Below are 12,400 nucleotides of genomic sequence, written 5' to 3' on the forward strand. Positions count from 1 at the left end.
GGGGCGGGTGCGGCCACGCCGTGACGGCCGCCGCGCTACGGGCGCCGTGCCGCTGTACGTACGGCCCGTACGCGTGGCGGCTTCCGGGGCCACGGCCGGCGCGCCGCCGGTGCCGGGGGCGTTGTCCGGCGGCGCGTCCGGCGTCCGTACGTCCGCCGCGCGCGGGAGCCCGCCCGCGTGCCCGGCGGACGCCCGCGCGAAGCGGCCCGGGACTCAGTCGTGCTCGACCACGGTGTCGGTGAGGACGGGCGCCTCGTCCCGCTCCACCGCGCCGACCGTCACGCGTACGCGCCGCCCCTCCTCCCGCCACATCCGCACCCGCAGCGTCTCGCCCGGGTAGGCGACGCCGGAGAAACGGGCGGTGTACGAGCGCACCCGGGCCACCTCGCCGTCCAGCAGCGTGTCCACGACGGCCTTCAGCGCGATCCCGTACGTGCACAGGCCGTGCAGGATCGGCCGGTCGAAGCCGACGAGCCGGGCGAACTCGGGGTCGGCGTGCAACGGGTTCCAGTCGCCGGACAGCCGGTACAGCAGCGGCAGGTCCTCGCGCGTGGGCCGGTCCACGACCGCGTCCGGCGCGCGGCCGGGCGCCTCGGTCCGCTCGGTCGGCCCGCGCTCGCCGCCGAAGCCGCCCTCGCCGCGCACGTACATCCGGGTGCGGCAGGTCCACAGCGGGCCGTCGGCGTCGGCGGCGTCGGTGCGCAGCACCAGGACCGCGGCCTTGCCCTTGTCGTGGACGGCCTCGACCCGGGAGGTGTGGACGGCCTCGCCGCCGGTGGGCAGGGGCCGGTGCACCTCGACGGACTGCCCGGCGTGCAGGACGGCGAACAGGTCGACGTCCACGCCGGGCGCGGACAGGCCCTCGGCGATGGCCATGCCGCCGCCCGCGACGGTCGCGAAGCTGGGCAGGACGTGCAGCGCGCTTTCCAGGGTGTAGCGCAGCTCGGCGGGGTCGGTGGCCGGAACTCCCGCGCCGATGCCCAGATGGTAGAGCTGGACGTCCTTGTGGTGCCACGTCAGGGTGGTGGTCCGGGGTTCCGCCGAGACGGCTCTCGCGGCGTCGATGGGCATCGTGGGCGGCTCGCTTTCTAGAACGTGTTCTAGGGACCGGGGCCTCTGTATAACCCACCCGCGCGGGACGCCGGAAGGCCCGCCCGGCCGTGGCCCGCGTCACGCGCGGGAGACGCGCGGAGGAACGTGACGGCCGGGACCGCGGTCGTGTCGTCCTCCTGGCCGTGGCCGCGGTGGACCGGTCCGGCCGAACGCCTGCGCCGGCCCCGGGGCATCCGGCCGGGCGCCGCCGGGCCGCCGGCCGGGGGCGGCCCGGCGGCCAGAGCCCTACCCCAGCCGCCGGGCCCGGGCCGCCGTCGTGCGCGGCAGCCAGAGCGCGATCAGCACCACGGCCCCCGCGATGACCGCCGCGGACACCGTGAAGGCCCGCCCGTACCCCTCGGCCATCGCGCGCGGCCCGCCGCCGCCCGCGGCGATCCGGTCGGCCGCGACCGTGGCCAGCACCGCCAGCCCCAGCGCGCCGCCGAGCTGCCGGGAGGTGTTGACCAGGCCCGCCACCAGGCCCGCCTCGGACGGGCCCACGCCCGAGGTGGCCGCGGCGGCGAGCGGGGTCATCAGCAGCCCGGCGCCCAGCGACATGACGATTCCCGGGCCCAGGACCGTGCTCAGGAAGGTGCCGTCCGCGCCCATCGTGCTCTGCCACGCGTACCCCGCCACGGCCACCGAACCGCCGGCGAGCGCCAGCGCCTTGCCGCCGACCACGGCCATGATCCGGGGCGCGAGCTTGGAGCCGAGCACGATGGACAGCGTGTGCGGCAGGAAGGCGAGGCCGGTCTGCACCGGGCTGTAGCGCAGCACGTTCTGCATGTAGAGCGACATGAAGTACCACATGGCGAACATGCCGCCGCCGAACAGCACCATCGCCGCGTTGCCCGCCGACACCGCGCGCAGGCGGAACAGCCCGAGCGGCATCAGCGGCGCCCTCGTACGGGCCTCCACGGCCACGAAGACGGCGATCAGCGCCAGCCCCGCGGCCATCGGCCCCAGCGACGCGAACGAGGTCCAGCCGTGCGACTCGGTCCCCACGATCCCGTACGCCAGCGCCGCGACGCCCGCGGTGACCAGCACCGCGCCGGGCACGTCCAGCCGGCGCACGGCCTCGCCCCGGCTCTCGGCCAGCCACACCGCGCCCGCCGCCAGCACCAGCCCGCCCACCGGCACGTTGACCAGCAGCACCCAGCGCCACGACAGGTACTCGGTCAGCAGCCCGCCGACCAGGGCGCCCGCCGCGCCGCCGCCCGCGCCCACCGCCGCCCAGGTGCCGATGGCCCGGGTCCGCGCGGCGCCGTCCGGGAAGGTGGTGGTCAGGATGGTCAGCGTGGCCGGGGACAGCACGGCCGCGCCCACGCCCTGCACCGCGCGGGCCGCCACCAGCTGCCACGGCTCCCGCGCCAGCCCGCCCGCCAGGCTCGCGGCGGTGAACAGGCCGAGCCCGGCCAGGAAGGCCCGCTTCCGGCCGAAGAGGTCGGCCGCCCGCCCGCCCAGCAGCAGGAAGCCCGCGAAGGTGAGGGCGTAGGCGTTGACCACCCACTGCAACCCGGTCTCGCCGAGGCCCAGGTCCGTACGGATCGACGGCAGCGCCACGTTGACCACGGACACGTCGAGCACCACCAGGAACTGCCCCGCGCAGGCCGCCGCGAGCACCGCCCACACCGGGGGCGCGCCGCGTGGCGACCGGGGGGCGCGGGCGGGAGACGGCTGCGGGGGGACGGCGGAAGCGGGCTCGGTGGAGAAAGGAGTGTCAGCGGCCATGGTGCTGATGCTCCCACCGGCCCGGGTGGCGGCGCATCGGCATTTCGCCGCATATCCGGGGTGCGGCCGGTCCTAGGACCAGGGGGCCGGACGGGACCGGGCCGGTCCAGGCGCCTGCCGGGCGGCGACCGGACGGCTGCCGGACGGCGGACGGGCGGTCCGTCGGGGGCCGGGCGGGGCGGGTCCGCCGGAGCCCTGTCCGGCCCGGGGCCCCGGCGGCCCCGCCGCCCGCTCAGTCCAGCCCGCGCAGCTCCTGCGTGCAGCACTTCACGCTGCCCCCGCCCTTCAGCAGCTCGCTCAGGTCCACGCCCACCGGCTCGTACCCCCGCTCCCGCAGCGGCCCGAACAGGCCCACCGCGGCCTGCGGCAGCAGCACGTGCCGGCCGTCGCTCACCGCGTTCAGGCCCAGCACCGCCGCGTCCGCCCCGGTGGCGACGATCGCGTCCGGGAAGAGCCGGGCCAGCACCGCCCGGCTGCCCGGCGAGAAAGCGCCGGGGTAGTACATGACCTCGGTGTCCGTGCTGTCGTCCAGGACGCACAGCGCGGTGTCCAGGTGGTAGTAGCGCGGGTCGACCAGGTCCAGGCCGATCACCGGGCGGCCCAGGAACTCCTGCGCCTCCGGGTGGGACAGCGGGCTGCTGCGGAAGCCGCGCCCGGCCAGCAGCCAGGTGGCGGTCACCGCGAAGTCGCCCTCGCCCTCGTTGACGTGGACCGGCTCGCGCACCCGCCGGTGCCCGTGCGCGCGGTACCACTCCAGGTGGGCCGCGGCCTCCTCGGCGCGCTCGCGGTAGGCGAAGCGGGCGCCGAGGACCCGGCCGTCCACCACGGTCGCGCCGTTCGCCGCGTACACCATGTCGGGCAGGTCGGGCCGGGGCGGCAGCACCTCGACGGTGTGGCCCAGGGCGGTGTACCGGTCGCGCAGGGCCTCCCACTGGGTGACGGCCAGGGGGACGTCGACGGGCTTGTGCGGGTGCATCCACGGGTTGATGGCGTAGTGGACCCGGAAGTGGACGGGCGGGCACATCAGGTAGCGGCGCGGGGTGGCGCGCCGGACCGGGGCGGTGCCGGGCGAACCGAAGGGTGCCGGGCCGCCGGAGGTGGAGGCGGGGGCGGGGGAACGCAAGGACATGGGTGGCTCCTCACGGGCGTGCCGGGTTGCGCGGATTCATCGCGTGTGGACCCGATCGTCCACCCGGGTGCCGCAGACCCGCTAGCACTATTGCCGTACTGGAGTCGACGTGGAGTGCGGGCGAATCATCCTTTGCCCGGTATGGCGCCCGTAAAGTGGGCACCCACGTACCCGGGATGCGGACACCGCCCTCCTCCGCCAGGCGGTTGGTGGCAGCATTGATCGGGTACCGGCAGGTGACGCACGCCGCCGGGGGCCCGGGCTGCCCTCGGACTTCGAGCCGTGAAGCGAGGCGATGGATGGAACACAAAGGCGGGTTCTTCTCCCGGTGGCTGCGCCGTCCCAGGAGCCGGGCGGACGGCGGCGAGGGCACGGGGCCGGGCGCGGGAGCCCGCGAGGACCTGCTGCTGGCCGCCGCCGCGGCGGGGTTCCCGCTGGCCACGGCCGCGCACCCGGCGGGCTACGGCTGTTCCTGCGACCGGGTCGGCTGTCCCACCCCCGCCCGGCACCCGGTGTCGTTCGCCTGGCGCACGCAGGCCACGGCCGACCCGGAGAAGGTCACCCAGTGGCTGCGCGCCGTGCCGCAGGCCAACTTCGTCACCGCCACCGGCATCGCCCACGACGTGCTGGACGTGCCCGTCGAGGCCGGGCGGCTGGCCCTGGAGAAGCTGGGCGAGGCGGGCGTCGAGGTGGGGCCGGTCGCCACGTCCACCGGCCCGGACCTGGGCCAGGGCCGCATGCTGTTCTTCACCGCCACGCGCGGGACGCCGGAGGACGAGGACGAGTGGTGGCCCTGCGAGCTGGACTGCCACCCCGAGACCATGGACGAGCACCCGGGGCTGCGCTGGCACTGCCGCGGCAGCTACGTGCTTCTGCCGCCCGCGCGGCTGCCCGGCGACGGGCGGGTGGCGTGGCTGCTCGGCCCGGAGCGTCCGCTGCCGGATCCGCTGACGCTGCTGGAGGCGCTGACGGACGCGTGCGCGCGGTTCGCGGACGAGGAGCGGTACGAGGTCGCGGCCTGGCCGAGCAGGTAGCCGGGCGCGGGCGGCGGAGGGGCCCGCCGGAGGCCGGGTCCGCGCCCGCCCGGGCCGCGGCCCGCGGCCCGTACGCCCGTACCGTACGGGGCCCGTACCGTACGGCCCGTACGGCCTCCCGGGCCCGCCCGTACGGCCTCCCGGGCCGGAACCCGGCAGCCGGACGGGCCGCCCGCTACTCGCCCTTGGCCGCCGTGACGCCCTCGATGCGGTTCAGGAAGACCACGTGCGGGTCGGCCGCGTCCCGGGCCGGTACCCGCGCCACCGACTCGGCCATGCGCGTCAGCGTCACCGCGCGCGTGGCCTCACCCGTCATCAGCGCCCGGATCCGCTCGTCCGGTCGGGGCCGGACGCCCTGCGCCATCGTCTGCTTCTGCCGGTGCTGAGAGCCGAAGAAGACCAGCGCCTGCCCGTCGTCCGTGCGCAGCGCCACCGGCGGGTAGGCGGGCGCCCGCACGGGCGTGTCGATGTACTCGGTCCAGAAGGTCCGGGTGCGCCGGTACTGGTCGCGGTTGCCGCGCGCCACCGTCGTGGACGGCCCGGGGGCGAACGTGTCGCCCTGGCCGGTCATCAGGAAGTCGGTGTACGCGGCGCTCAGCCGGTCCGGGGCGACGGCCAGACCCGACGCGGGCCCGGCGGGCACCGCCCTGGCCCAGCCGTCCTCGTCGGTGGCGAAGCCGGGCAGCTGGTCGGGGGCGACGATGGACAGGTACGCGGCCCGCCACGGCTGGTCGGCGCGCTCGCGGGTCATGACCACCAGCCAGCGGTTGCCGTCCCGGTTGCTGGCGGCGTCGGCGACGAAGAACTTCGGCCAGCCGACCTGGCGGGGGATCGCGTAGCGCACGTCCGTCAGCTTCAGCGGGTAGAAGTCCGGGTTGCCGTGCGGGTGGGTCGCGCGGTCCATGGTCACGTCGGCGACGCCGATCGCGCCGAGCGGGCCGGTCTCCACCTGGGCGACGAGCCGCGGGTCGCCCTCCCGGTACGCGCGGTTGTAGCCGTCGACGAAGCGCTGGAGGGCCTTGGGGGCCTCGGCCCGCCGCACCGAGGGGATGTTCGCCCGCTCGCCGTGCACCGTCATGCACCCCGCGAGCGTCAGCGCCCCCGCCAGGGACAGGGCCACCGCCGCCGCGGCGCGCGGCCGACGGGTCGCGGGCGCGCCGGGCGGACGGGACAGCGGCAGGCGAAGCAGGCGGCGCGACGGCCTACGTATCATCGGGCTCCGGCTCCTTCGGGCCCCCGGTCCGGCGGGAGACGCGGTGGACGCGGCGGGGGCGGCAGGCGTTGCGGGGGCGGTCGGCGTCACCCTACCGGGGGCGGCGGACACCGCCCCACCGGCCCACCGCCCGGCTCACCGTCCCACCGGCCCGGGTCACGGCCCCACCGGCCCGGCCGCCGCCTCACCGGCCCCGGTCACCGCTTCGTCGGCCCCGGACACCGCCTTCTCGGACCCGGTCACCGCCTTGCCGGACCCGGCCTCCGCCGCCGCACCAGACCGGGCCTCCGCCGCCGCACCGGACCCGGCCTGCGCCCGTCCGCCCGGGCGCAGCAGCGCCCCCGCGGCCCGCCAGACGCCCGCCGGCCCGCCCGGGACGAGGAACAGCGCCAGCGTGGGCACCAGGTAGACCGCCCACACCCACACCTGCAACGAGGTCGGATCCGGCTGGAAGTTGAGCGTGCCCTTCAGCAGCGTGCCGTACCAGGAGTCCGGCGGGATGGTCCCGCTGATGTCGAAGACCCGGTCGTTCAGGCCCGGCAGCCAGTCGGCCTCCTGGAGGTCGTGGAAGCCGTACGCGAGCACGCCCGCCGCCACCACGACCAGCATGCCGCCCGTCCACGTGAAGAACTTCGCCAGGTTGATCCGCAGCGCGCCCCGGTAGAACAGCCAGCCCATCGCCACCGCCGTGAGCAGGCCGAGCACCACGCCGATCAGCGGGTCGGACGAGCCGTCGCTGTTCGCCCGTACCGCCGTCCACACGAACAGCGCCGTCTCCAGGCCCTCGCGCCCCACCGCCAGGAAGGCCGTGACCACCAGCGAGCCCACGCCCATGGCCAGCGCCGCGTCCAGCCTGCCGTGCAGCTCGGCGCGCAGGTGCCGGGCGGTGCGCCGCATCCAGAACACCATCCAGGTCACCAGGCCCACCGACACGATCGACAGCGACCCGCCCAGCGCCTCCTGCGCCTCGAACGTCAGCTCCTGGGAGCCGAACTCCAGCGCGGCGCCGAACGCCAGGCTCAGGGCCACCGCGGCGCCGACCCCGAGCCAGACCGGCAGCAGCGCCGTGCGGTTGCCCGTCTTGACGAGGTAGGCGATCAGGATGCACACGATCAGGCTGGCCTCCAGCCCCTCGCGCAGGCCGATCAGGTAGTTGCCGAACACGCCGGTCTCCTCGGGTGGCTGGCTGGTCTTGCTGGTTTTGCCGGTCTTGCCGGGTGCACGCGGTCAGCGGGCCAGCAGCGCCCGGCCCCACCAGTCGTCCGCGTCGCGGACGCCCGGCGGGACGGCGAAGACCGCCGAACCCACGTGCTGGATGTACTCGCCCAGCGCGTCCGCGCGCGCCAGGCTGGTCTGTACGGGCACGAACCCGGTCCGCACGTCCTTCTGGTACGCCAGGAAGAACAGCCCCGCGTCCAGCCGCCCCAGGCCGTCCGTGCCGTCGGTGAAGGAGTAGCCGCGGCGCAGGATGGTGGCGCCGCCGTTGGTGTCGGGGTGGGCCAGGCGCACGTGCGCGGTGGGCAGCATGGCCTTCAGAGCGGGCTCGTCCCGCTCCCGCCGCCTGCCCACCGGCGCGCCCTCGCCCTTGTCCCGCCCGAAGATGTCCTCCTGCTCCTTCAGCGAGGTGCGGTCCCAGGTCTCGATGTGCATGCGGATGCGGCGCGCGACCAGGTACGAGCCGCCCACCAGCCAGTCCGGGCCGGCCTCGGCGTCCACCCATACGTGCCGGTCGAGAGCGGCGGTGTCGGTGGCCGCGATGTTCCGGGTGCCGTCCTTGAAGCCCATCATGTTGCGCGGCGTCTGCTCGTCGGGCGTGGTGGAGGAGGTCTTGCCGAAACCGAGCTGGGACCAGCGGATGGCGACCCGGCCCATGCCGATTCTGGCCAGGTTGCGAATCGCGTGTACGGCGACTTGCGGGTCGTCGGCGCACGCCTGGACGCACAGGTCGCCGCCGCTGCGCGCCGGGTCGAGGTTGTCGCCGGGGAAGGCGGGCAGGTCGATCAGGGCCTCCGGCCGGCGGTCGGCCAGGCCGAACCGGTCCCTGCCGCGCGCGTCGGTGAACAGGGTGGGCCCGAAGCCGACCGTGAGGGACAGCCGCGACGCCTTCAGTCCCAGCGCCTCACCGGTGTCGTCGGGCGGCGCCTCGGCGAGGCCGCCGACCGCGCCTCCGCCGACGGCGTCGCCGCGCGTCATGCGGGCGGCCGCGCGCGTCCACTCCTTCAGCAGGTCGGCCAGCTCGGCGCGGTCGCCGGTGGTCACGTCGAAGGCTGCGAAGTGCAGCCGGTCCTGCACGGGCGTGGCGATGCCCGCCTGGTGGGCGCCGTGGAACGGCACGGCGGCGCCGCCGTCGGCGACCGGCGCCGCGCCGTCTCCCGAGCCCGCGACGGCGGCCGCCACGCCGCCGCCCGCCGTGGCGCCGAGCGCGAGACCGGCCCCGCCCCAGCCGAGCAGGGCGCGCCGGGAGGGCGCCCGGTCGGCCCTCTGCCGCCGCTCGTCGCCGGTCGTCACGTTCTCTGCGGCCATCTCCCGGCCCCCTTTCGGTGTTCTGGCGTGTGTCTGACGTCTTGACGTGTTCCGGTGCCGGTCCGGCTGGCCCGCTTCACCGGCCGTCGCGGAGGCCGTGCGGTCATCCGGCGACGGCGGCCGCGAGCTTCGACAGCGGCTCGGCGAGCGCGTTCACCGCGTCCGACAGCTCCTTGCGCTTGTCCTGGCCGACGGTGTCGTACGACACGAAGCCGTCGCCGCGGCGGTAGCCGTCCAGCACCGCGCGCACCGCCGCGAACTGCCTGTCCAGCTCCTTGGCCAGCTTCGGGTCGCGCTGCGAGGCGACCGGCTTCAGCAGCTCGTACGCCTTGGCCGCGCCGTCCACGTTGCCCTCGAAGTCGACCAGGTCGGTGTGGCTGTAGCGCTCCTCCTCGCCGGTCACCTTGCCGGTCTGCACCTCGTCCAGCAGCTCCTTGGCGCCGTTGGCCATGCTGGTGGGCGTGATGTCCGCGGTGCCGACCCGCTTCTGCCAGTCCTTCAGGTCGGCCACCAGCCGGTCGGCGAGCGCCTTGTCCGCCGCGGTGATCTTCTTCGCCTGCCACAGGGACTTCTCCAGGCGGTGCCAGCCCGTCCACTTCTGCCCGGGCTCCAGGCCGTCCTCGCGGATGTCGACCTTCGGGTCGATGTCGCCGAAGGACTCGGCGACCGGCTCGGTGCGCTCCCAGCCGACGCGGGAGGGCGCGTACGCGCGCTGGGCGGCCTCGACGTCGCCCCGCTTGACCGCGTCCGCGAACGCCTGGGCGAGCGGCAGGGTCGCGTCGGCCTGCTGCTGGACGTACGCGCGGTAGTCGGCCACCGCCTTGTCCAGCCGCGGGTCGCGGGCGGCGGTGCTCGCGCCCGAGCCGGTCGCGGTCACCTTCTGCCGGATGCCGTGCCCCTTCATGCCGGGCTTGCAGGCGATCTCGTACGAACCGGCCTTCACCTCGGCGGTGATGGAGACCTTGGTGCCCGGGCCGATGTTCTCCCGCTCGGTGACGATGCGGTCGCCGGGCGCGTAGACGTAGACCTCGGTGACCTTCGAGCCCTTGTTCTCCACCGCCAGCTTGACGTGCCCGGCGGGGAACGAGGTCCGCGACACCTCGCACTTGTCGTCGGACGCCTTGACCCTGACCGCGTCGGAGTCCGCGGCGTCGGACTTGGCGGAACAGCCGCTCAGGGCGGCCAGGGCCGCCGCCGCGAGGGCGGCGACGGCGGGGGAGCGGTGGGCTCGCATGCGGGCTCCAGGCGTGCTTGCTCAGGACGGATGGGGTACGGGCCTCGCGGCCGGATAAAGCCGCCCTAACTTAACTGAGGCTTCCCTATCCGACACCTGAGGAAGGGCGAGTTCTCGCCATCGGGAAGTAAATTCTTTCTCACTTGGGCGGGTTGCGCCGTGGCGGTGGCGGGGTGTGGTGCGGGGTGCGGTCCGGCCGCCGTGCGGGCCCGGACGGGCCGTACGCGCGTGCGGGCCGACGCGGCGGGGCCGGGCACCGGCCGGAGCCGGGCACCGTACGGGCGCGCGACCGTACGGCGTCGTACGGCCGTGCGACGGTACGGCGTCGGAGGGCCGCGCGACCGTACGGGCGCCGTACGGCCGCGCGGTCACGCGGCACGCGCCGGTCATTCCGTGGCCGGCCGTCCGTCGCGGCGCGGCAGGACCAGCGGCTCGCCGGTGCGCGGGTGCGGCAGCACCTCCACCGGCTGCCGGTAGACGCCGGAGAGCAGGTCCGCCTCGAAGACCTCGGCCGGCGGCCCGAGCGCGGCGATCCGGCCACCGTGCAGCACGGCCGCGCGGTCGGCGTACGCGGCGGCCAGCCCCAGGTCGTGCAGCACCACGACGACCGCGTCGCCCGCCGCCGCCCGTTCCCGGCAGGCCCCGAGGCCCAGCTCCTGGTGGCGCAGGTCGAGCGCGGCGGTCGGCTCGTCGAGCAGCAGCAGGGGCGCGCGCTGCGCCAGCACGCGCGCGAGCGCGACACGGGCCCGCTCGCCGCCGGACAGCGCCGAGAACGGCCGCCCGGCCAGCCCCGCCACCTCCGTCGCGGCCATGGCGGCGGCCACGGCCGCGTCGTCCTCGTCCTCGGCGGGCGTTCCGGCCCACGGCGCGCGGCCCATCCGCACCACCTCCTCCACCGTGAACGGGAAGGCGAGCGCGGGCGCCTGGGGCAGCACGGCGCGGCGCAGCGCCAGCTCCGCCGGGCTCCACGCCCCGGCCGGCCGCCCGGCGATCCGGACCTCCCCGGCGCCGGCGGGCACGTCGGCGGCCAGCGCGGCCAGCAGCGTGGACTTGCCCGCGCCGTTCGGGCCGACCAGCGCCAGCACCTCGCCCGCGCGGACGGCCAGTGCCACGTCCGCCAGGACCGTACGGGCCCCCAGGCGCACCCCGAGCCCGGCGGCCTCGGCGAAAACGTCGCCCCGCGCGGGCCGCTCGGGCATCCGGCGCGTACGGGCCGCGAACAGCCGCCCGGCGATAGGGCCCCTCGCGGCCGGAAGGCCCCCGGTCACGCCCAACCCCCTTGCCGCCGCCGCGTGGCGCGCAGCAGCCAGAAGAAGAACGGGCTGCCGCACAGCGCCGTCAGCACGCCCAGCGGCAGCTCGGCGGGCTGCGCCGCGGTCCGCGCCGCGAGGTCGGCGGCCACCAGCACCAGCGCCCCGGCCAGCGCGCTGCCGGGGATGAGGAACCGGTGCCCGGGGCCCGCCGCCATGCGCAGCAGGTGCGGCACGAGCAGGCCGACGAAGGTGAGGATGCCCGCCACCGCCACCGCCGCCGCCGTCAGCAGCGCCACGACCACCACCAGCGTCATCCGCAGCCGCTCCACGTGCACACCCAGGTGCCGCGCCGGGCGCTCGCCGAGCGAGAGGAGATCCAGCTTGCGCGCGTACAGCGGCGCGACGGCCAGGCCCGCCAGTGCGCACGGCAGCACGGCCAGCACCTTGCTCCACGTGGCCTGTGCGAGGGAGCCGAGTTGCCAGAACGTGATCTGAGTGACTTGCGCGTTGTCGGCGTAGAAGACGAACAGGCCGATCAGGCCGCCCGCGAAGGCGTTCACCGCGATGCCGGTGAGCACCAGCGTGACGACCTCCGTCCTGCCGTCCGCCCGCGCGAGCGCGTACACCAGCAGCACCGTCAGCAGGCCGCCCGCGAACGCGAACCCGGTGACCGTCCACCGGCCCAGCACGTCCACGCCCAGCGCGATCGAGCCGACCGCGCCCACCGCCGCACCCGAGGACACGCCGATGACGCCCGGCTCGGCCAGCGGGTTGCCGAACACCCCCTGCATCAGCGCGCCCGCGCAGCCCAGCGACGCGCCGACCAGCAGCGCGAGCACGACGCGCGGCAGCCGCACGTCCCACAGCACGCTCTCGCCGACCCGGTCCAGCGGCGCGCCGCCCAGGCCCGCGCGGTGCAGGACGGAGCCGACGAGGTCGGACAGCGGGATGTCGTACGCGCCGACGCCCGCGGACAGCAGGGACGTAAGGAGCAGGGCGGCGGCGAGGACGGCGGCGAGCAGGGGAGCACGCACGCGTCGCACGCGCGGGGCGGCGCTGCCCTGCGTGGCGCCGTGCGGTGCGGTGTCCCGGGGCGTACGGGCGCGGGCCGCCGGGCCGCCGGGCGTACGGGCGGGCGTCGCGGCGCCGGAGGCCGGGACCTGGCCCGGACCGGCGGTCGGCGGGCCGCCG

General features: G+C 76.2%; 10 protein-coding genes. 1 reads left to right on the forward strand and 9 read right to left on the reverse strand.

Features of this window, described 5'->3' with window-relative positions:
* Nucleotides 1-213 precede the first annotated feature (213 nt).
* The 3 genes from RKE29_RS21925 to ddaH all read right to left on the reverse strand — a co-directional run bounded on the left by RKE29_RS21925 (nt 214) and on the right by ddaH (nt 3,952).
* A complete protein-coding gene (locus tag RKE29_RS21925; RefSeq protein ID WP_312007250.1) occupies nt 214-1,071 on the reverse strand; it encodes a MaoC/PaaZ C-terminal domain-containing protein in 858 nt (285 codons plus the stop codon).
* A 267-nt stretch (nt 1,072-1,338) separates the two neighbouring features.
* Complete coding sequence (locus RKE29_RS21930; RefSeq protein ID WP_312007251.1) at nt 1,339-2,823, reverse strand: MFS transporter; 1,485 nt, start codon at nt 2,821-2,823, stop codon at nt 1,339-1,341.
* Between the two features lie 232 nt (nt 2,824-3,055).
* The gene (gene ddaH, locus RKE29_RS21935; protein WP_369016048.1) at nt 3,056-3,952 is read right to left on the reverse strand and encodes a dimethylargininase; all 897 of its coding nucleotides are present in this window, start codon (nt 3,950-3,952) and stop codon (nt 3,056-3,058) included.
* A 299-nt stretch (nt 3,953-4,251) separates the two neighbouring features.
* Here ddaH and RKE29_RS21940 point away from each other — a divergent pair, with 299 nt between their 5' ends.
* Nucleotides 4,252-4,986 carry a bifunctional DNA primase/polymerase gene (locus RKE29_RS21940; RefSeq protein ID WP_312007253.1) on the forward strand — a complete coding sequence of 245 codons (735 nt, stop codon included), beginning with the start codon at nt 4,252-4,254 and terminating at the stop codon, nt 4,984-4,986.
* Between the two features lie 175 nt (nt 4,987-5,161).
* Here the strand turns inward: RKE29_RS21940 and RKE29_RS21945 are convergent, their stop codons facing one another.
* The 6 genes from RKE29_RS21945 to RKE29_RS21970 form a co-directional block, all read right to left on the reverse strand.
* A complete protein-coding gene (locus RKE29_RS21945; RefSeq protein ID WP_312007254.1) occupies nt 5,162-6,199 on the reverse strand; it encodes a hypothetical protein in 1,038 nt (345 codons plus the stop codon).
* 156 nt (nt 6,200-6,355) lie between these two features.
* On the reverse strand, nt 6,356-7,363 hold the full coding sequence (gene efeU, locus RKE29_RS21950) for an iron uptake transporter permease EfeU (protein WP_312007256.1): 1,008 nt from the start codon (nt 7,361-7,363) through the stop codon (nt 6,356-6,358).
* A gap of 63 nt (nt 7,364-7,426) precedes the next feature.
* Nucleotides 7,427-8,722 carry an iron uptake transporter deferrochelatase/peroxidase subunit gene (gene efeB / locus RKE29_RS21955; RefSeq protein ID WP_312007257.1) on the reverse strand — a complete coding sequence of 432 codons (1,296 nt, stop codon included), beginning with the start codon at nt 8,720-8,722 and terminating at the stop codon, nt 7,427-7,429.
* A 103-nt stretch (nt 8,723-8,825) separates the two neighbouring features.
* Nucleotides 8,826-9,956 carry an iron uptake system protein EfeO gene (gene efeO / locus RKE29_RS21960; RefSeq protein WP_312007258.1) on the reverse strand — a complete coding sequence of 377 codons (1,131 nt, stop codon included), beginning with the start codon at nt 9,954-9,956 and terminating at the stop codon, nt 8,826-8,828.
* A gap of 386 nt (nt 9,957-10,342) precedes the next feature.
* Nucleotides 10,343-11,155 (reverse strand): heme ABC transporter ATP-binding protein, encoded by an 813-nt coding sequence (locus RKE29_RS21965; RefSeq protein WP_312007261.1) that lies wholly within the window; start codon nt 11,153-11,155, stop codon nt 10,343-10,345.
* Between the two features lie 65 nt (nt 11,156-11,220).
* The coding region (locus RKE29_RS21970; RefSeq protein ID WP_312007259.1) for an iron ABC transporter permease at nt 11,221-12,400 on the reverse strand (1,180 nt) is incomplete at its 5' end.

The sequence above is a fragment of the Streptomyces sp. B1866 genome, assembly GCF_031932565.1.
GTDB lineage: Bacteria > Actinomycetota > Actinomycetes > Streptomycetales > Streptomycetaceae > Streptomyces.